This window comes from Paenibacillus sp. P13VS (assembly GCF_015143645.1).
Taxonomy (GTDB): domain Bacteria; phylum Bacillota; class Bacilli; order Paenibacillales; family Paenibacillaceae; genus Paenibacillus; species Paenibacillus xylanilyticus_A.
Map to the genome: position 1 here is coordinate 390,741 of NZ_WYEV01000003.1, position 21,452 is coordinate 412,192.

At 46.1% G+C, this 21,452-nt stretch carries 16 protein-coding genes; 5 read left to right on the forward strand and 11 right to left on the reverse strand.

The window, feature by feature from the left end:
* Positions 1-344: 344 nt before the first annotated feature.
* The 5 genes from GUA98_RS06790 to GUA98_RS06810 all read right to left on the reverse strand — a co-directional run bounded on the left by GUA98_RS06790 (position 345) and on the right by GUA98_RS06810 (position 11,108).
* Positions 345-5,450: an Ig-like domain-containing protein gene (locus GUA98_RS06790; protein ID WP_193722500.1), complete on the reverse strand. Its 5,106-nt coding sequence runs from the start codon at positions 5,448-5,450 to the stop codon at positions 345-347.
* A 61-nt stretch (positions 5,451-5,511) separates the two neighbouring features.
* Positions 5,512-8,265 carry an S-layer homology domain-containing protein gene (locus GUA98_RS06795; RefSeq protein ID WP_193722501.1) on the reverse strand — a complete coding sequence of 918 codons (2,754 nt, stop codon included), beginning with the start codon at positions 8,263-8,265 and terminating at the stop codon, positions 5,512-5,514.
* Between the two features lie 573 nt (positions 8,266-8,838).
* On the reverse strand, positions 8,839-9,216 hold the full coding sequence (locus GUA98_RS06800) for a VOC family protein (protein WP_153978595.1): 378 nt from the start codon (positions 9,214-9,216) through the stop codon (positions 8,839-8,841).
* Positions 9,217-9,302: 86 nt separating this feature from the next.
* A complete protein-coding gene (locus GUA98_RS06805; RefSeq protein ID WP_153978596.1) occupies positions 9,303-10,121 on the reverse strand; it encodes a helix-turn-helix transcriptional regulator in 819 nt (272 codons plus the stop codon).
* Positions 10,122-10,226: 105 nt separating this feature from the next.
* Complete coding sequence (locus GUA98_RS06810) at positions 10,227-11,108, reverse strand: TetR/AcrR family transcriptional regulator (protein WP_162009937.1); 882 nt, start codon at positions 11,106-11,108, stop codon at positions 10,227-10,229.
* Positions 11,109-11,239: 131 nt separating this feature from the next.
* Between GUA98_RS06810 and GUA98_RS06815 the strand changes: the two genes are divergently transcribed.
* The 3 genes from GUA98_RS06815 to GUA98_RS06825 all read left to right on the forward strand — a co-directional run bounded on the left by GUA98_RS06815 (position 11,240) and on the right by GUA98_RS06825 (position 13,507).
* A complete protein-coding gene (locus GUA98_RS06815; protein WP_153978598.1) occupies positions 11,240-11,818 on the forward strand; it encodes an isochorismatase family protein in 579 nt (192 codons plus the stop codon).
* 821 nt (positions 11,819-12,639) lie between these two features.
* On the forward strand, positions 12,640-12,816 hold the full coding sequence (locus tag GUA98_RS06820; RefSeq protein ID WP_227779458.1) for a hypothetical protein: 177 nt from the start codon (positions 12,640-12,642) through the stop codon (positions 12,814-12,816).
* Positions 12,817-13,132: 316 nt separating this feature from the next.
* Positions 13,133-13,507 (forward strand): hypothetical protein, encoded by a 375-nt coding sequence (locus tag GUA98_RS06825; RefSeq protein ID WP_167301671.1) that lies wholly within the window; start codon positions 13,133-13,135, stop codon positions 13,505-13,507.
* 306 nt (positions 13,508-13,813) lie between these two features.
* Here the strand turns inward: GUA98_RS06825 and GUA98_RS06830 are convergent, their stop codons facing one another.
* The 4 genes from GUA98_RS06830 to GUA98_RS06845 form a co-directional block, all read right to left on the reverse strand.
* Positions 13,814-14,797 (reverse strand): family 43 glycosylhydrolase, encoded by a 984-nt coding sequence (locus GUA98_RS06830; RefSeq protein ID WP_153978599.1) that lies wholly within the window; start codon positions 14,795-14,797, stop codon positions 13,814-13,816.
* Between the two features lie 28 nt (positions 14,798-14,825).
* On the reverse strand, positions 14,826-15,674 hold the full coding sequence (locus tag GUA98_RS06835; protein WP_193722503.1) for a carbohydrate ABC transporter permease: 849 nt from the start codon (positions 15,672-15,674) through the stop codon (positions 14,826-14,828).
* A 1-nt stretch (position 15,675) separates the two neighbouring features.
* Positions 15,676-16,572, reverse strand: a complete 897-nt coding sequence (locus GUA98_RS06840; RefSeq protein ID WP_153978600.1) for a carbohydrate ABC transporter permease — start codon at positions 16,570-16,572, stop codon at positions 15,676-15,678.
* An 84-nt stretch (positions 16,573-16,656) separates the two neighbouring features.
* Positions 16,657-17,994, reverse strand: a complete 1,338-nt coding sequence (locus GUA98_RS06845; protein WP_153978601.1) for an ABC transporter substrate-binding protein — start codon at positions 17,992-17,994, stop codon at positions 16,657-16,659.
* Positions 17,995-18,255: 261 nt separating this feature from the next.
* Here GUA98_RS06845 and GUA98_RS06850 point away from each other — a divergent pair, with 261 nt between their 5' ends.
* Entirely contained in the window at positions 18,256-19,320 is a 1,065-nt protein-coding gene (locus GUA98_RS06850) for a GntR family transcriptional regulator (protein WP_193722504.1), read from the forward strand.
* Between the two features lie 374 nt (positions 19,321-19,694).
* Entirely contained in the window at positions 19,695-20,168 is a 474-nt protein-coding gene (locus tag GUA98_RS30250; protein ID WP_227779524.1) for an SUKH-4 family immunity protein, read from the forward strand.
* Positions 20,169-20,291: 123 nt separating this feature from the next.
* Here GUA98_RS30250 and GUA98_RS06860 read toward each other — a convergent pair whose 3' ends face one another.
* Both GUA98_RS06860 and GUA98_RS06865 read right to left on the reverse strand, forming a co-directional pair.
* Entirely contained in the window at positions 20,292-20,807 is a 516-nt protein-coding gene (locus GUA98_RS06860) for a hypothetical protein (protein ID WP_193722506.1), read from the reverse strand.
* Between the two features lie 53 nt (positions 20,808-20,860).
* Positions 20,861-21,445 (reverse strand): hypothetical protein, encoded by a 585-nt coding sequence (locus GUA98_RS06865; RefSeq protein WP_193722507.1) that lies wholly within the window; start codon positions 21,443-21,445, stop codon positions 20,861-20,863.
* Positions 21,446-21,452 lie beyond the last annotated feature (7 nt).

Here is a 21,452-nt window from a genome sequence, read left to right on the forward strand (position 1 = left end):
CGCTGAACTAATGAATTGATCGCACGTCTCGTTTGCAAGGAATGTGGAGTAAAGTGACCATCTGCTACAAGCAGTTAAATAACCGAATTTGCTGCCGGCAGGAAGATAAGCCTTTAAGGTACGCAGGTCATCAACATTTACATGTTCTCAGCTAAAGTTTTAAAATATCTCTCAATAACTCCTCTTCTCAAAGGTGTTGGCTGTGCAGTGGGATTGTACTGGCCTATTGTCATTGTGTGCCACCTTTATGCTCACCGAACAAGCAGGAATCCGATTTGCAAGAAAAAAAGGGCATTTCCATAAGGAAAGCCCTCTTTTTTCATTTAACTACGTTTTACGTGAAATTACGGTGTGTGTTTGTTGACATTATCTAGCGTGAAAGGAAGAAGGTCCCATTCACCGTTCAGGCTGAACGCGTTCGAGCCGGTAGCGACCCCTTTTTTCCGGATCAGCGTGCCGCTCGTCGGCAGTGGTTCGGAGCCCGAAGCCGGCGTCCAGTTCTTGTCTCCGAGCACGTCGATAACCTGGCCGTTTCGAACCAATTCAAACGCGCAGACGACATAGCCTTCGAATTTGTAATTCGAATCCAAGTTCATGACGAGTTCGTCGTGGTAGCCCGGAACCTGGGTCCGATCCATAAACTCATAGAATACGTTATTAATCACGAGACCGATATTCCCTTTAGAAATATTCATCACCTTCGCATAAAGATTCGGTTGGTAGTCTCGATCAAGCATTCTCTCCATCTGTTGGGTGTTCAAATTGTACCGGTATCCGATTATTTGATAGTTGATTGCATCTTCATTCAAATTGTACATTTCAAGCACGATATTCATGGCATTTTCCCGCGTATATTCTGAGAAGAACGCAGCGGCGCCTTGCTGCTGCTGTACGTTCAGTTGAACGGATGCGGCTTTGCCGTCCGCGGAAATCACGAAGTAAGAGACCGTGCCGGCGGAATTGCCCGGATTCATGTTCAATACGCTGCCGCTCAGCAGTTGCGAGCCTTCTTTGATTAATGTGCCGTTTTCCGCGCGATAGACCGTAAATGGCTGCTGTGCCGAGAAGTAAGGAGCCAGATCGTAAGAGACGTTCGCAAGGCCGACTTTGGTCGCAATAGTCTTCTGATGCACGATTTCGACCGCGGTTACCTGGATCGTCGTGCTTACCTTTCCGCCCCGTCCGTCGTCGGCCGTTACCGTTACTAGCGTTTTGCCGCTGCTTGTTCCGGAGTCCAGCTTCAGCACATTTCCGCTGACGCTCGGAACGACCATCCCGCCGGCGGCCGCTTCCGCGCTATACGTCAGGGAATCGCCGTCGCTGTCTTGGAACAGCGAGTCAACCGCGACTTGTGTCGAGAATCCCGGCACGACCATTTGTTCCGGAACGGAACCGACAACTTTCGGCGCTTCGTTCGACGATACATCGACCTGGAACGAAGTGTCGACCTTGTTTCCTACGACGTCCGTCGCGGTCACGGTGATTGTAGCCGTTCCGTCTGAAATGCCGCTTACGGTCAACCGATCGCCCGCGACCGAGACGGAAGCAAGTGCAGTATCGGAGGATACGGCTGCATAAGTCAGATCATCTTCATCCGGATCGTCGAACACGCCCTCAAGATCAACCTCAATGTCTTTGCCCGGTTGAACGATTTGTCCGGCGATGGTTTGCTTCACGACCGGCGCTCTGTTCGGCCTTACTTCGACTGCGATCGTCTTCGAAGCCGTGCCGCCGCGCGAATCGGATGCGGTAACGGTCACGTTCGTGGTACCAAGCGACACTGCCGTCAGCGTCAACTGCTTGCCGTCCAACATGGCATCCACAATCGAAGAATCGGCAGAAATCGCGACGAGCGACAAGGTGTCCCCGTCCGCATCCGTAAATACGCCGCTCAAGTCGATCTTTTGATCCGCGCTTCCGAGCGACAGCGTACGACCGGCCAGATCCCCCGCCAGCGGAGCCTGGTTGACCTCGACCTTGAAGGTCTGATCTTTCTTACCGCCACGGCCGTCTTCCGCCTGGATGCGGATCGAAGCCGATCCTCCGGCAATCGGACGAAGCGCAAGCTCTTTGGAAGCAGCGTTCAGCGAAACGGATACCCGGTCTTCGGAGAGCGAAGAAGCGGTCAGCGTCAGCAGGTCGCCGTCTTCGTCGCGGAACGCCTGGCTCAGATCGAGAGTGACGTCTCCCGCTCCGAGCGTAATCAGCTGATCCGATACGGCTTGATCGACGATCGGAGCACGGTTGACGGTCACGTCGAACGTTTTGCTCGCTTCGCCATCATATCCATCATTCGCCGTTACCGTAATCGTGGTTGTTCCGGCAGTCAGCGGATCGACCGTGATTTCGCCGTTCGAGACGGATACCGCAGCAATGGAAGGATCGGCTGCTGTCGCTTTGTACGTCAGGACATCGCCGTCATCGTCAGAAAATGCGCTGGTCAAGTCAATTTTTGCCGCTCCGCTACCGATTGTCAGCAGCTGATCGGCAAGAGAACCTGCCGTCTGTGGAACCCGATTGACCCGCACGGCAAAGCTGTCACTGACCTGGCCACCGCGGCCGTCGTCCGCCGTTACTTTCACGGTCGAACTGCCCGCGGCGACTGGGGTCAGCGTCAATTGTGTCCCGCTTACGCCGACCGTAAAGATCGCCGGATCGCCGGATTCCGCCACCAACGTAAGACTGTCGGCGTTTACGTCCTGGAAGACATTCGCAAGATCGACCGCCACATCTCCGCCCGTCAATTGGATAGAGCGGTCTCTGGCCGGCTGCTTAACCGTCGGTTCCTCATTGACCTTAATATCGAAGGTTCCACTCGCCGTTCCTCCCCGGCCATCGTTTGCTGTAACGGTTACGACTGTATCGCCGCCCGAAACTGGAGACAAGCGAATCCGGTTATTCGAGTCAAGCTCTGCGGTTGCAACGGCTGACGACGCCGACTGAACCTCATAGGTCAGCGGGTCGCCGTCCACATCACTGAACATGCCGTCCAATTCTACGAAGACATCGCCTTTTCCTACCATCGATTCCTGCACACCCGGGGAACGGTCAAGTTTGGGGCTGTGGTTCACGTAGATGGTGAACGTTTGGCTCGCCGTTCCGCCTTTGCCGTCTTTGGCCGTGACGGTGACAGACACTGGGCCTTCCGCAAGAGGTGTGACTGTCAGAGCGCTGCCGCTTGCGACCGCGGCTGCCGAAGACACGTTTTGCGAAGAAGCTTCAAAAGTCAGGGCGTCTCCATCTGGATCTTGGAAAGCGTCCGAGAGGTCGACCTGTACATCCGTTCCGATCGAAGCTTTGCGATCCGGAAGGGGGTTCAGGGTCTGCGGCGAACGATTGACACGAACAACGATATCCTTGGTGACCGTACCGCCTTTACCGTCTTCGGCCGTCACAGTAACCTTCGTTTGTCCCAGTGCAATTGCCTCCATCTGCAGCAGCTTGCCGGATATGGAAGCGGCAATGACATTTTCGTCGCTTGATACAACTTTGTAAGACAGCGCATCCCCGTCCGGATCCGTAAAGTATGCGCTCAGGTCCAATGTGCTTGCTGCTGCATCGAGCGTTGCTACCTGCTCAGGAACATCCGACGCGACCGGATTCCTGTTCACCGTTACCGTGAAATCGTGGTTAATGCGGGCATTATTAGAATCATAAGCCTGCGTACGTACCGTGATTTTGCCCGCGAGTTTCGCTTCGAGCGTCAAATTGTTGCCGTCTATCGTTACCTTGACCAGTTCGGGCGCAGAAGCCGCTTTGACCAGCAGAGCTTTATAGTACGACAGGTTGCCGTCGACATCGTCAAACACTTGAGAGAGATCGATCGTCTTCTTTTCGCCGATGGTCATTGTAAAGTCCTTGATCGGATTTCGAACGATCGGTGCACTGTTGACAGGAGCCGCATTGATAGCTGCCGCGCCGCCTGTACTGCCGATCTGCGATTGAACGGTGGAATAATTGCTGATCACCGAGCCTGCTGCAACGCCCGACGGCGTCGTAAGGCTGCTTATCGTCAGGTTCGACCCGACGGTAATTGCCGCCGAAGATTGGGTGACGTTAAGTTTAGCGATGGTTCCCGTCGTGTTTAACGTAACAGGAACAGCCGTCTGGACCGTCATCTGACCAATATTTACAGATCCGGTAATCGTGGAACCGGTACTTACGGTGACCGAATCGATCGATCCCTGCAGGTTAACCTGCTGGGCCGCTCCCTTCACGTTGATCTGGTCGATTGCGGCTGTGGAAGACCCGACGATCGTCGAATCGACGTTCACGTTCATCGCCTGCATGAAAGTTTGGCCGAGTGCCTCAACTCTCACATTCGTTTTATTGACATCAACGGAAGCTAGGTTCGAGCCTTCGAAGACGACTGTATTCGCGTCGCCTCCGTTGACAATCGTATTTCCTTGCACTTCAATCCCACTGCCGTAAAAGTCGTTTTCCAGCTCTTTGCCAATCTCGAGGTTGCCCGCAATCTTCAGGTTTGCCAGAGAAATATAGTCGTCAGCGACTTTAACGTCACCGTCGACAATGCCCTGTTTACCATCCAGCAGAGAATTTGCGCTGAATTCTTTAGCGCCTTTCGAAGCGGCCGATCCTCCGTGTCGCAGTTCCAGGTACGTAATCTTGTCCAGATTGCGTCCCGACGCTTCGAACCGGATCTTCGCCCCCTGCAAAATCGCGCTGTTTGACTGACTCAGAATTCCTTTCGTCCGTTCCGAGACGGCGTACGTGTAACCATTAATCGTCACGCCCTGCTCGGAAACGTTCTGAACTGTCCGAGTGACACCAGACAGTTTGTCAGGATAAAAAGCTTCCATGAAAACACTTGCAATCTCCTGCCGCTTCACGGCCTGCTTGGGAAGGAAAGAACCGTTCTGCGTCTCCATCCATCCGTTCCCCAGCACGGATTGCACGGCGTTTTTCGCCCATGCACCGACGGCTTTCTCATCCTGAAGCACCATTTTATCGTTCGTTTTGGTTTGGGCGCTCTTGGCGGCTTGAACCAGCACGGCGGCCAGCTCCTGCCGTGTGACAGGCGCATCAGCGCGAAAATACTTCTGCGCGTCTCCTTTCATCAGACCGGCTTTAGCAGCTGCCTCAATATAGTTGCGTCCCCATGTTTTAGACGTAACATCTTTGAAAGAAGAACGGCTCGTTTCTTTCACTTCGAGCTTAAGGATTCTCGTCAGCACGACAGCCAGTTCCTGCCGAGTCAGCGTGGATTGGGGGCGAAAACGCCCGTCCGATCCACCGGTCAGAAAGCCAAGCCCGGCTGCTTCGAGAATAGCCTGACGCTGCGCAGCCGGAACCTGCGCGAGGTCGAGGAAAACCGGTTCCAAACTCGATGCTTTATTTTCTTTTTCCGCAAAAGCAAATTCTGCGTTCGGTCCGATCGCAGTGGCCAAGACGCTGGTCGCGACCAGCAATTTGAGTAAACGACTCTTCACTTGTATATCCCCTTTTACTTATATTTCTCAGCTGCCGTATGAAAGAGTTCGTTTGCATGCTTTATTTGTCCGTGTACGTGCCCAAATCCTGCAGAGATGAATCGTAAGACTGCGTGTTCCATTCGGTAGAGTCGTAGGTGCTGCTTCCCGCCAATCTGCCGCCTTTGCGGAACGCGGATACGTTCGGCGCAAAGACAATACTGTCCACGACGACACCATTCACGATAAGCTTAACGTCAATCGGGTCCGAATAATCGTAATATATATTGAACATGTACTGCAGCTGCGGGTCCTGCAAATCGGAAAGACTATCCGAGATCGTAATCACACTGCCTGCGGACAGATCGATTATGCCGCTGACGCCGGGATCCGCATCCGAAAGGGTCATGCTTCCTGAATCGCCCCATTCGATGACAATCTGATCCAGGCCGATCGAGCTGTTCGTCGGATTATAGATTTCAAAATATTGATTCGATTCGCTGCCCCAATCGACTTCGGAGAAGAACGGAGTTTTTGCATAAGCAGGAGCTACGCTGACCTCGAACTCTTCTGTGCCCTTCCCGCCTGCGGAGTCCACTGCAGTAATCACGATCTTTACAGATCCGACAGATACCGGAGTAATGATCAGCTGACTGCCGTCGTCGGACTTTCTGACCGCGGCGACATTTGGATCTTCCGATACGGCGGAGACGTTCAATTCATCTCCGTCCTCGTCCTCGAAGATGCCGGACAAATTGATCGTTACGTCGCCTTCTTCCAACCTTGCGTTTTGATCGGCTACGGCATTGACTGTATATGGCGCACGGTTTACGTTGAGCATGAAGGTTGCGGTCTGCGTACCACCTTTACCATCATTCGCCGTAACGGTTATGGTGGTAGATCCGCCGGCAAGCGGCGTAATTTGCAGTTTGTTTTCCGGTGAGACGCTGACCGTCGCCACGTTGTTGTTCGAAGATTCAGCCGACAGCGTCAAAGAATCGCCGTCCTCGTCCGCGAATACGGGGCTCAGATCAATATCTTCCGCCAATTGTCCAGCCTGAACCGTCATGTCGCCGATCGGATTCACAACCGTAGGCGCATGATTCGGCTCCGGTGTGCCCGGATCTGGTGTTGGGTCCTGCGGCGCCGGTGTGCCCGGATCTGGTGTCGGGTCCTGCGGCGTCGATGTGCCCGGATCTGGTGTTGGGTCCTGCGGCGTCGGTGTGCCCGGATCTGGTGTTGGGTCCTGCGGCGCCGGTGTGCCCGGATTCGGCGTTGGGTTCTGCGGTGCCGGTGTACCCGGATTCGGCGTTGGGTTCTGCGGCGCCGCCGGCGAAGGTTGAACCGTCGGAGAAGCAGGCTTCGTGCCGTTCACGTTCCCGATCTGGCTCCGAACTTGCTCGTAATTCGAAACAATTGCAGAAATATCGACATTAGCCGGCAGTTTGATATCGGCTACGTTCACACCCGGTTGAATCTTCAATTTGGCCGCTCGATTGGTAACTTCTATCTGTTGAATGCGGCTGCCCGTCGCCAGATTTATGTTTGCGCTTGAACCTACGATCAGGGAATTGATCGAAGCCGAGATGTCCACTTTTTCAGCGCCGTCCTTTAACGTAACGCGTTCGACAGTCGAATCTGCTTCTCCAATCAGCGTCGTACTGGAATAAATCAGAAAATCCTTGACCGTCGTAGTGCCGGCTGCATCCACCCGCACTTCCTTTTTATTAATGTCGACGGTTTGCAGCTTGGCATTTTCAAAAACAACGGTATGGGCATCGCCGCCATTGATGACCGTATTGCCCAGTACCGTGACGTCATAGCCGTAAAAATCATGATACAAAGACTGCGAAATCTCGAAGTCGCCATCGACCGTCAAATTTCTTACGGAAACGAAATCACCAGCGATTACGACGCTACCTTCGATCCGGTCTCCTTGAGCGTCAAGCACGATGTTTCGCGAAAATTCCGCTTCGCCGTCAGCCGGGTTTTCTCCGCTTTGAACGATCTCCAGGAAATCAATTCGATTCAATGTGCCGCCTGACGCGGCAAAACGAACTTTTGCTCCTTTAAGGATGGCGTTATTTTCGATACGCAGCAGCCCTTTCAGCGAATCGCCGATCAGATACGTTTTGCCGCCGATCGAAATACGCTGCCCGTCGGTCCAATCCAATGCAGCTGCCTGCTTGCCGGGTTGGAAGGCTTGCACAAGCGATGCAGCGGCTTCTTGACGCTGTACATCCTGCTTCGGAGCAAAATGTCCGTCTTTTAAATCCATCATGCCGAGCGTCAACACGTCTTGGACGGCCTGTTTGGCCCACGAACTGACCTGTGAACGGTCCTCGAACGGGGCCGGATCAGCTTCGGCAGTCGTCATATCACGTCGAACGCTTTTCATGAGAGTTGCGGCCAGTTCCTCACGGGTGACGCGGGCGCCGGGACGGAAATTTTTGCCATCCCCCTGCATGATTCCCGCCGCCTTTACGGCTTCAATATACGGATGCGCCCAAGCGCTAGCCGAAACGTCATGAAAAGAAGAGGATTTTGCCTTCAAGGGGTTAATATGCAAAGACCTCGCCAGTAGAACCGCGAGCTCCTGTCTTGTAAGCGTATCTAAGGGTCGGAACTTACCTGAAGGATCGCCACTTATCAAGCCTAACTCCGAGGCTTGTTTAACGGCTTCCCGAAGAGATGGATTAGTCTGCCCCCAATCGCTGAACAATGCCTCCGATGTCTTCGCAAGATTCGGGGATGCAAATATCGAGCCGGACGGCGCCATAGCTGCCGCAGCTACACTGGTTGCAATCAACCATGTTGTAAATGTCTTTTTTGTCATCTGTCTTTTCCCCTCTAAAAAACTGTATCGAAGTCTATTGAATAAGCAATTTTACATTAACTATATCGGACGGGAGACGGTGACTTTGAATACACAAAAGGCCATTTTGCAAAATTTGTTGCTTCATGTCCGTTTTTGTCGAATATAAAACGAATCGAAAAATAAACGCATCCGTAATCACCATCGCGGTAGCCACGCTTTTTGCTGGAGGAGCCTAAAGGCTGGCATGTAAATTTATAGGTGCATATTGTGTTCACCGTATCATTCAAACAGCGAAGTTTACGCCCCCCCTCTGGCTAAGGCCTGTTCAAACAACAATGCATCCGAATCACTTTTATTCAAAGGCATTCCTACGTGTTCCTAAGTGAATCATAGTCAAACATAGATTCAAGTTAGTTTTCGTTTCCCGTTAGTTATATGAAAAAGAGCAGGCCACAGCGGCCTGCTCCCTGTTACGGTTGAAATATAGCAACCATTCGCTCAATTCATTCGGTAATATTCATTTGGTGAAGATACACTGGCGACAGTGTGCTTCCTATTTCTTTGTTGTTTAATCCACATTCCTTCTCTTCGCTAAGAGACGAGACTGATTAAATTGTTATCGGGATCCTTTATGATCGCATATCGCTCTCCCCACGGAGTATCTCGCGGTTCGAGGAAGACGTCATACCCAAGTGTCATCAACTGTTGGTACACGTCATCCAACGCTTCGTTGCTGGAGAACTGAAAGGCGAGCTCAGTCCGGTAGCCGATCGGATCTTCCCAGCCTTCAAAAACGCTCTTTACCGATTCAACCATGTCGAATGCAAAAATTATTCCTTCTTGCTCCACATCTACGTGATGCGCTTCGTCGGCGCCGTCTGGAATTGCCAGACCCAGCACGCGATAAAAATCCAACGCCCTCTTCATCTCCTCTACGTAAATCCCGACTCGTTTCAACTTTACCGTCATACTTTGCAACTCCCCTCATCTTGCTTGATTTTCACTCCTATTATAGGAATTGACCTGCATTGCAAAATAGTAAAAAACGGACTTCCTCACTCCAGCTTGGTCAGCTGTTTAAGTGGAAGTCCGTAATATCGCTTGAAAACGCTCGAGAAGTGCGACTGATCGTAGTACCCGTGTTGAAGCGCCAAATCAGTTAAACTGGAATAGTCTCCGCTGTACAATTCCCCCAGCACGCTTTGAAAGCGGACGATGCCGAGCATCTCCTTCGGGCTGAGGCCAAGTTCCAGTTCAAAGGCTCTTCTTAGATGCCTCTCGCTGAAGTTCACTTTATCCGCTAATTCCGTTACGGAAAGATTACCTTTGACCTCGTATATATACTGTAAGCTCTGATAGACCAAAGTGGGAGCAGGCGACTCGGTCGCAGCCAGTATTTGGCTCAATTGCTGCTCGACGACTTCGATCCTGTCTGGTATCGATTGGGCAGTCAGCAACTTTTCTACCCAATCTAGAGCCTCTTGCCCCCAGAACTCCTCCAAAAACATACGATTTGTCTTTAATGTCGATATTGGAGCCTTCAGGATCGTGCGGGCCGACTCCGAATACAACCGGATGCCCCATACCGAGCGAGCTTTAACAAATTGCAAAACCTCGACTTGCGTCGTTAGTCCAACGACATAAGCGGCTTGCCTGCTTGATGAAGCGAACAGGTCCACTATAATATCGACACAACCATCGGGGATGACTCGATTCCCCGGATTTCCCGGTACCGGCAGAAAATCGACCGTCCAATAGGCTGCTACATGCGACGCTAGGCGACGGCTCGGCGCAAACTCCCGGAAGCAATGTGAGGGGAGATGCAACTGCGGCTGCAAATGTGGAGCATGCAAGGGGTGGTAAGGATGGGGCATCTGCGCTTCTTCCTCCTAACTAAAATGATAAACCTCTTGTTTAACGTCTTTCCCTTAGCATATTACATATTTCTTAGCTAGCGCCAATCCACCAACATCCCTAACCTACGAAAGGAGGGTTTGCTTTAACTGAATAACTGTACTTCTTAGTTCTTTCTCTTGTTCCAAATAAGCGCAGAGCGCTTGAATAACCGACCTCTTTGACTCAGTCTGATCAATCTCGCTATTCAACAATTGAACAATCTCTTGCAATTCTTTACGGCGCTCTGCCCCACCCTTCCATGCTTCAATGATAGCAATCACTCTGCCGAGCAACTCTTCGGTAATCCGTTCTTTTTCACCATCCCAGTTGTTTGAGCCTGAATGAATAAATGTTTCATATGCGCTTTTCCCAAGCAGTCCGTTCGAACCTGACTTGGACATGTGGTTGACTAGCGCATCTATCTTATCAACGATAAACCAAGCTGTATCCTCAACGGACAATAGATTCTCTTCGGAGATGACGCGCTGCAGATAATCTTTTAGAATTGCCCGGTAAATAAAGATCAAATCCCAGAGATACGGTTCGATTCTATGACCATAGACTTCTACAAGCCATGATCTGTGCCACTCCATCATTCGCTCACGAACGTGGTTCCTCAATTTGCGAAAAGTTTCGTATTGCGTAATCGGTAGTTCAATGAAATCCACCATAATATGACGATATTCCATGAAATACTGAAAACGAAATATGATCTGATCCACAAGTCGCTCCTGAGGGCTTCCCGTTCCGATATCTTTCAAACGTTCAGCCTGATCAAAATAGGCCAATTGGCATTGGTCGAAAACCACGCACAACAAATCCTCTTTAGAAGGGAAAAATTTGTACACGGTGCCCTTTGCTATGGAACAGTCCTGGGCTATTTCCTGAATGGATGTTGCCAGATAACCTTTTTCTTTAAACATCTTAGAAGCCGAATAAATGATATCTTGCTTCGTTACGCTCATGCTCATGCATCTCCTCTTGACAACGTTAAACCCATAGTACAAAATTATGAACATAGAGTCAAAGAACTCTATGTTCATAATTTTGTACTAACAGTCAATAATGGACAAACTGAAACTGGAGTGTGATTAATATGAATGAGCATTTATATCAATTTTCTAAAACAGCCTTAATCGTAATCGACTTACAGAAATGGATCGGAAACCAATACGCCCCTCATTCGGCAGAACAAGTTGTCGAACGTGCCTCTGCCATGGTTCAAACTTTCCGTGAGGCAGGTGCTTTCGTTGGACTCGTACGCGTTTCTTCGAAAGATTTCAAAGACATGCCTCGTCCCCTGCTGGATCAAGAACCTCCAGCGATCAAACTGGTGCCTGGTTGGGATGAAATTGTGCCTGAAATTGGAGTTACTGCTAACGACCATCTAATTACTAAGCGTCAGTGGGGTGCATTTTACGGGACGGATCTGGATCAACAATTGCGCCGGAGAGGCATTACTACGATCGTACTCTGCGGAATTGCTTCAGGGATCGGAGTTGATACAACGGCGCGAGAAGCATTTGCTCATGGGTACCAGATAATTTTTGCGATCGACGCCATGACTGGATTCAGCGAGGCAGAACATGAGCACGTTAGCAAAGTCATCTTCCCACGTATCGGCCGAATCCGCACGACCGAAGAGATTCTCGCTTGTGCAGCACTTCAATCATAGATACCCATCAAAGGACTTAATCGCTGAGAGGTATTTTAACAATCACGCATCTGAAATGATACCATGTTATTTTTCTACGACACTGGTCTCTTCAAGTTAAAGCAAGGGCACGCAACAAACAAAGTGACTTTGCTTTAACTTTTCTAAACTATTGGCTCTTAAATCACTACCTAATCTTAGTTGGTGCACTAGTTCATGCCATGACTTATACACTGTTATATCTTTTAAACTTAACAAAAGCAGCCTTGATTCTTAATTAACATCCATTGTTGCAATGAGCCAAGCTCCGTTATCCTCATCCCCTGTTGTGCAGCAATTATTTCTTTTGTTTATTCCTTTAAATCAATCGATTTACCCTCACTTCTTCCGTGGCCAACGCAATGAGATGAGTCCGTACGAGGATGTTTGCCGAAGTTAGGCTTGCCTCACCCTTAGATATTCATCTAATCGGAAAGGGGACTGTGTTCTTGTCTCTCGACAATATATTTCCAACTAAATTGCCGTTTACTTTCCCCTTTCCTTTCATAAATTATCCTGTCCGGGTTAACACAAAAAACCGTCAATCTTTTCAGATGAACTGCTTCAAAAATTCAATTTTTTAACATCAACGATACTGCATGCTTTAATTCCACTGCTTCGTTTGCACAAGCAAAAGGCGGATCTAAGTACCTCTGTACTATCTCAAGGTGTACTTGAGATTTATATCAAGTCCGGTATGTATGACCACCATGCCAAGCAAATGAAAGACATATACTATCACCGAATGATTCAGTTAAGAGAATCTGTACGAAGTTGACTCCCTGTAGAATATCGCTGTTCAATTGAATTTGCTGGAGGGGTATTTGTGGCAATTTCTCTTTCGGATTTCAATACTGCGTCTTGGCATCGTGCGCACATCGGAACAAGAAATTGAAGAAGGTATTGGAATTATAGCCAAAGAATTAGAACATGCCAAACAACAAGTAAAAAGTACTACAACAACATTAATTTGGGTTTAAAGCAATACGAAACTTACCTGCCCGTTAGCTTAATGATTGTTAACAAAGATATGACCTGAATTAGTGTACTGCCCTGCAGTCGTATCTTTGTTAATTGCTATTCAGACTTACCGTTAGTTCCACGTTACGCTTTACCACTACTTGTGTTAAGCTGAACCGTATCATAAGTAGCTCAAAATCCTCATATTGTAGGTACCAATCAAAAACCCCATGCTTAGAAGGCAAATTTAGCATTCATGTGGAAGTAGTCTTGAGAGTCTTTCTCGAGAATAATTTCAATAGGGCACTTAATTTTATGATAAAAAGGAGAATGAAGATGACCGCAAAGTTAACCTTGAACTATACGGATGGAGATTTCATTGAGAAGATAGAAATACCCATTTACGATGAGTATCGCAAGAATACCTCTTTTGGGCTGTATCATTTAAATCGCAACCCTGCCCTTACGGTTCACAAAGAGTTATTCGTTATCGATGAATCAGGAATTGCCCCAGAATCGATGTTTCATAGTGTTACAGAATTTTGCGAGAAAATTATTCCTTATTTATTGAGCAGGAAGAATGAGTCCCTATTTCTATATGGGGAGTACTACGATGCAGAAAAGGATAAGATGATAGACATTGATGATATTGAGATACTCTGTTTCATAGGCGGAGAAGCCACGGAACAAGGAGAAAAAAGTAATCTATGATAAAAATCAGAGACGCTGGAGTAATGTCCGTGTCTCTTTTTTTTCTGCACTCCAAAATTGTAAACTTGAAGTTATTCATCTTCTAATAAAATTGACCAGATCTGGCTAGAGGTCCAAAAATAAGAGCGTGAGCTTCTCATCATTTATATCATTCACTTTAACTACTTGTGGTACTATTCGGCGCATTATCGTTTAGAGCGACATCGAAGACACCCAGTAGGGTGCCTTCGACTTTCTTACTATCTCTCTTTGGCGAGTAGGATAAACGAACTCAAATCCATCAACCAACCTTGTTGGGACACTCGTTCACTGTACAGAACGTGCAAGTGCTGCAACAGAGCCGCGGAAATCGGGTCTGCCATCAGCCGTCCACATAAGCTCTGTTACAAATGTATGGCGATTCGGATCGTACAGCGGATCTCCTATAATGTTCTTGTATGTTCTTGCGTGGAACACAAATAGCGTCTTTTCGCCCGTCTCTGACACCGTGAAGGAATTATGACCAGGACCATACATAGAGATGCTCTCATCTGTCGAGAAAACCGCTGTGTGTGACTTGCGCCATGAGGTTGCATCGAGCAAATCAGCATCCGCATCAGCTTCAAGCAGTCCCATGCAATAATTGAAATCAGTAGCGCTAGCCGAGTAAGAAAGGAATACCCGATTACCGTTGCGAAGAAATGCCGCGCCTTCGTTCACTTTATAACCAATGATCTCCCAGTCATATTCCGGCATCGAAATCATCGTTTGCGGTCCAGTCAGCGTCCACGGATTGCTCATTTTAGATATATACAGATTAGAGTTACCTGCGATATTCGGATCCTTTTGTGCCCATACGTAATAACGGCTGCCATTATGCTCAAAGATAGTGGCATCAAGGGAGAAGCTTTCCCACGCGGTACGAATCTGTCCTCTTTCCGTCCAACTGCCTTCGAGCGGATTGGCATTTTCATTCTCTAGCACATACATCCGATGGTCGAACAAGCCTTCATTCGTATCAGTCGTGTGTGCGGCAGCAAAATATACGTACCATTTGTCATCAATAAAATGCAGTTCAGGCGCCCAAATATTGGCACTAAGGATACCCGTCTCGCGCTTTCTCCAGATCACTACTGGAGTTGATGTAACAAGCCCCTCAAGATTCTCAGCTCTACGGATTTCAATTCGATCATACTCCGGAACGGATGCTACGAAGTAATAATAACCGTCCGAATGTCGGTACATAAAAGGATCTGCTCTCTGCTCTATTAATGGTTGAATGTCGTGTAACGCTCGTTGCTGGATTTCCATTTTATCACCTGTTTCATCTTAATTTTTACTACCCTTTAACAGCACCTGCAGTCATACCGTCTATGAAATATTTCTGGAAAGCAATAAACAGGATGAAAATTGGAATGATGGAGAAAAAGGAGCCCACGATCAAGAGGTCATAGTTATTGCCATAAGGAGTTAACAGCGTTTTCAAGCCGATTGGAAGTGTGAATTTACTCTGATCTCCGAGCACCATGAATGGCCACAACAGATTATTCCAGCTATTCATCCCATTCAAAATGGCCATTGCCGCAAAGGATGGCTTCATAATCGGCATAATTAGTCTGAAATAAATCGCATACTCATTTGCGCCATCGACCCGCCCAGATTGAATAATCTCTTTGGGTATGCTTCTTAGATATTGCCTAAAGAAAAATATTGTCGCGGCATTGGCTATACCCGGCAGAATGATTGCTGAATAGCTATTCACCATTTTCAAATCATTAATTAGGCTGTACAAAGGAACCAGCAGTATTTCGAAAGGCACCATCATAATGAGCAAAACACATATAAAGAGGAAGTTCTTACCTTTAAAATCATAGGCTGCAAAACCGTATCCAACAAATGCGCTTACAAAAAGTGTTAAAATCACTTGAACGATTGTTAAAGTCATACTGTTCCAAAACCAAACAAAATAATCATGTTCTCCAGTAAACAGATAGATGAAATTGTCAAAACTCATAATACTAAAATCCAAACTTAGGTTAAGACCATATCTAATTAATGATTCACCTGGTTTGAAGGAAGATAGGGCCACTGCATAGAATGGGATCATAATTATAACGAATAGTAGAACGAAGAAACAAATAATAACTATTCTGGAAATGAAATTATCCCTCGTCTGACTTTTGCCCACTTTAATCCTCCTCCTTTTTGAACATTCCACTAAATTTCAACTGCGTTAAATTAATAATCATAGCAATGATTAACAGAATGATACCAACTGCAGCTGCGTAACCCAGCTTATTTTTCTCAATCCCCTGTCTATATAGATATCCGACAATGGTTAAGCCAATATTTTTAGGTGAATTGTTACCGTTAAACATCATCAGGCTCTCGGTAAACATAGCTAAACCTGCATAAACACTAATGGTCGTAACATATACCGTGGTCGGCTTCAATAATGGCATTGTGATCGTTCTAAACTTCTGCCAGGCAGATGCTCCATCAATTGAAGCGGCCTCATAATATTCATTGTCAATGCTTTTCAAACCGGATAGATAGTAAAGCATATTAACACCTGTCCATCTCCAACATGCGAGGATTAACAGTGCTGCCATACTCCATTCTCCGTCTTTCAAGAATTTAATAGGCTCTACACCAAATAGACCCAGGAAACTGTTCATTAATGAACCTTCCATTTCACCGAATGTAAGGCGGAAAATGGTACCCGCAACTGCGACAGATGTCAATGCAGGGAGAAAGAACGACGATTTAAAAAACTCTCTTCCCATCATTAACTTACTGTTGATCATCACGGCGAATAACATGGGAAAGGGAATTAACAGCACTAAGGTTCCTAACATGTACACAACGCTATTTTTAATAGCCGTCAAAAACACTTTATCTGTAAGCAATTTCGAATAATTCGCTTCACCAATCCATTTAGGATCCTGTCCCAACATCTTATCTTGAAAGCTCATGACGAATGAATTTAGAAGCGGATAAAACCAGAAGATCAGAAATGTAAGTATAAATGGCAATACAAAAACATAAGGCGCGACTTTTTGAGAGTATACAAATTTCTTTATCATATTCTCAATCTCCCTTGACTAAGGTTAAACCTGCCGACCACTATACCTGCCGACAGGTTTAATCAAATCATTTGCTTATACTATTTATTTCAATTCTTGTTCAATTGCTTCTTGTGCTTCATCCAGCGCTTCCTTCACGTCTTGGCCATCTTCAAAGATCGCATTCAAAGTAACCGTATTGAAGACATTGCCGATCGTCGGTGATGCTTTAACGGATTTGATCGCTTGAATTTCGTCTTTGATTTCATTCAAAGTATCAAATGCGTTTGTTTTAAAGTATTGGACGTATTCATTATCAGGGTTTTTCGTTACTGCATCATCTTTCCATACTTCCATGTTGATTGGATCGAATCCAAGCGTATTCCAGATTTCAGTAGTAGCTTCTTTCGAAAGCTTAGCAAAGGCTACAAATTCTTTTGCCAGCTGAACGTCTTTACCATTCTTAGTTACAACTGTGCCAGTACCACCTAAGCCAACAGAACGAGGATTCCCTTCTTCAAATACAGGCAAAGGAGCAATGGCATATTTACCTTTAAGGTCCTTCATTTCGTTTACAAAGCGGGACATGTACCACTCAGGCATCAATGCGCTTGCGTAGTTGCCTTTGTTGTATTCGCCTTTGGCTTCTTCTGTGTCGGGTTGTCCTCCAGGGATCGTATGAATAACATTGTTCTTCTGCAGATCGACTAGCATTTCATACGCTTTAATCATTTCAGGCGAGTTCACTTTTGGATTACCATTTTCGTCTGTAAAATCAGCGTTTTGCTGAGCTAGCAGCAGCGATGCTTGCCACGTAGCTGATGTATCGGCAGTACCTAAGTACTTGCCAGTCTTTTCATAAACCTTGATACCTGCTTGTTTGTAATCTTCCCACGTTTTGATTGTCTTGTAGTCAACACCTGCTTGCTCGAGAATTTCAGTGTTGTAAAAAGCAAGCGTAGCACCTACGTGATAATCGAAGCCATAAACCTGATCGGCTTTGGAGTATATCTCGACACGTGAAGGAACAACAACGTCATTGTAGGGTGTAAATACATCATTCAAAGATTCCAGTGGAACGTTATCACCTTCCAAGAATTTAGGGAATTGACCAAGCTCGATATCCGCGATATCAGGAGCACCTTTTCCGCTTGTAACTGCCAATAAGAGTTTATTGTGCATATCATCGTAAGGCATAACTGTTACATTCAACTTAATCTGTTTGTCTGGGTTCTGTTGGTTCCATAACCCCAGCATTTTATCCAAATGCTTGCCGTGCAAATCTACAAATGTCCAAAATGATAATTCTGTTGCATTCTCACCGGCATTAGTGCCTAATTGCTGTGTTTCCGTTTTTGAATCAGAAGGATTACCACATGCTGTAAAAACAAGTGACATAATAAGGAGTGTAACGATGGAGATTAAAGCACTGCGTTTTTTCATTTGTTCGTCATCCTCTCTTTTTTGTTATGCATTTGAAAAGTCGGCTGACTAGTTAGTTCTGTTAATTTAAGCGGTTTCAATTCACCTTGGCACCACCATCCTTAACATATTTCTAACCGTTCAAAGAAAAGACCCCTTCGCAGCAATTTCTCAGATTTCATATTGTAAGCGCTTTACATGCCGTATTATAATATAGATAAAATATGCTTTATATAACCAATTGATTATAAAATCATAAAGTTTATGGGGAGATGCAACTTTTTGAAAAAGCTGGCGCTCTACAAACAAATTCGAGAAGATATTATTCAAAAAATTAAATCAGGGCGGCTTCGGCCAACGGACCGCATTCCTTCTGAGCAAGAACTAATGGACGAATTCAGAGTAAGTAAAATAACCGTCAAGAACGCGCTAACCTTACTAGCTGACGAAGGATTTATTATACGCGTACAAGGCAAAGGCTCATTCGTCTCTTCTAGTCTTGCTGTTTCTAGCATCAATTCTCCACCTTCCTCACCCAGCGCGCCCTCCATGCCGCTCATCGGCTTCATCATTCCGACGATGAGAACCCGTGTCATTCAGAAGCTCGTTGACTACACGGAACACTTCCTGCAAGAAGCCGGCCTCAGCATGGTACTAAGCATCACGCGCGAGTCCTCCTCTATCGAGTCAAACGTCATTCATACACTAACGGAGCTCGGTGTGAAGGGGCTGATCGTTTTTCCAACCGAAGATGAGAAGTACAACGAATCATTACTCCGTCTGTCGCTCGATAAATTCCCGTGCGTGTTCATCGACCGATATCTGCGCAACATTGAGACCTACACCATTACATCCGACAATTACGGCGGTGCATACAAGGCGGTCTCCCATTTGCTATCCAAGAGACATCAGCAGATTGCGCTCATCTCACCTGAAAATGCCAATACAGCCATAGAGGATCGCACGCTCGGCTTCGAGCAGGCGTACACAAATCAAGGCATCTCGATTGACAAGAGCTTGTGGTGTCACATCCCTCTCGACATTCTACGCAGCGAGCAAGCATTAGACTATGTAATTGACTTCATGCAGGACCACAGTGGAATTTCGGCAGTCTTCTCCTTGACTGAAGAAACAGCACGCCTTACATCGGCGGCTATCAGCCGTCTAAACCTTCACTCAACTATCGAACTACTATCATTTGATAATCCACATCTTTCAGGTGTAACTTATGTACAGCAGGATGAACAGGAAATGGCACGAATAGCCGTAAAGCTGTTACGTGAACAAATGGAAGATATTTATTCTCCCAAGAACGCAGTCATCCCCGTGCAGCTCATCTTCCCTTGACACGACAAACGTTGAAGCAAGGCAATAGATCACTGGGTATATTGATTGGTTTTACTGGCGAGATTGATCATGATTATCTGCCCAGTTATTATAAGATTCACTACCAATTTGGTCGTGCCCCTTGCAAAGACATTTCATCTCAATGACAAAATGGTTTTTAATTCCTTAAAACAAAAAGCCGCTATAATAGCGACTTTGAATGGAACAATGTTCTTGCTACTCGACATTTAATGATCCATTAATGGTATGATTATATTATACTCATTTCGATTTTTTTATTTTGCCGACCGGTCGATAATTTTCAGAGAGGTGCAGCTATGGAGCCTGTTATTCGAGAACTTAAAACCCGTTTTGAAAGTCTGAATCCCCCGGAAATGGAGCAATCCGAATACCTGTCTAATCTAACAAGCGAAAGACTTCGGCTGATCCCATACCCAAACTTCGCTATCGAATTCGACTGCCCTTTATATCTCTTACGGTTTGAAGAACGAAAGCTTGCGATTTTTGGACACGATCTCGGTGGTTATTACGCGCTCGATCTTGAGAGTGGCACTGTGACATATATCCATCAGGAAGACACCATTTACCGGCTGCAATATTGCAATTCCAGCTTTGATTCTTTTCTGCAATTTCACAATTTGTTCATAACGCAGGTACAGCGGCGAATTGAATCTGGCAGCGATCCGCAACACGCGGTCGAAGCCCTGGAAACAGAGTTCAGACGGTATGATTCGCAAGCCATGGAGAACGACGAGTTCTTTTGGCCAATGCGTTTGTACGAGCTTTCCGAGGACCTGTTTCCGCTCAATAATCAGCGTATAAACTTTTACCAATCAATCCTTGATTAAACGAAATGAGTAGTACCCGTTCCGTAAATCGTTTTCCCGTGACGGTTGCTTAAATGTCGTATTTTCATTTTTGTTTTATTGTAAATATTCTTTTCAAAACCGAAAGCAGCGGGCATTTATTATTTATTCCTTAATACCTAATAGTTTTTTACTTTTGGAGATGATTTCAGCATTTTCTTTATTTTCTTTTTTTAACATGTTGTATTTATACACCAATTCTTTCCTTAGTGGACTATCCTGTCTAGTATATAAAACATCTTCGTATCGCCATATATTAAACCAAGGGATAGCCTCATTCTCTACAAATAACAATATTTGATTTGCACATCTAAGGATAGAATCCTCATCTTTATGATATCTAAAGTTGTAATGTATTGAATATTCATTCTTATATCCATTTGCTTGAATTCCGTTTAAAGCTACATAGTCCAGATCATCTAATAGAAATCGTATCCCCGTATGTACTCTGTAGAAAGGACCAGATGTCAATTTATGCAGATGGATAAACTCGATTCTATCCTCGTATAGTCTTGTATAAAAGCTAGGCTTCGTTCTAAAAAAGTCATGAGGCAGTAATAATTCTCTTAGTTTCATTTTTACGAGTTCCCCTTGCTTTTTCTCAAGCAATTTATCTTTCATTGCAGTCATATCCCCTTCTTAAGTGACTCGTCTTGTCTAATTCAAGATTACTTTTAGAAAAAGTATCCTCCAGCATGTAAGTACTCCTGGTTCCATTCGTGTACAGGAACCGGAGTAATGCAATTCATGTAATACTCCTTATACTTATCCAACCCGAAATTAACAGAGTATGACCAGTAAAACCTATGTATCAAATCTTTAGCTGTATGTAACGCGGTTAGTTCATAACCCTCTAAACGTTCAAGTGAATTCGCGGGATAGATATCCCTTTCCACGATGGGATTGCCCATTCCCAAATCGCCAATTTTGGGATCTATGCACACCAGATTGAATCGATGATTCCCAAAATCCTGGCTAATATAATGTTTAGGTAGTTCCACATCTGTTTTAGGGATCATGGCTGTATCCTTCAATCTTTGCTTTGCTGCCAACTTAACAGCTGAATTCAACACACGGATAACTCGAAATTCTTGTATATCCTGTAATTTAACCTCATTCCAGGCAGAGATTGAATTCTCCAAAAAAATATTAAACATGATAATATAAGGCTTTTGGAGTAATTGAACAACTGTTGAAACTGGGTCTGTCACAGGTACAAAGTAAATATCATTTTCTTTCCAGCTGAATCGTTTTAACATAATGTCT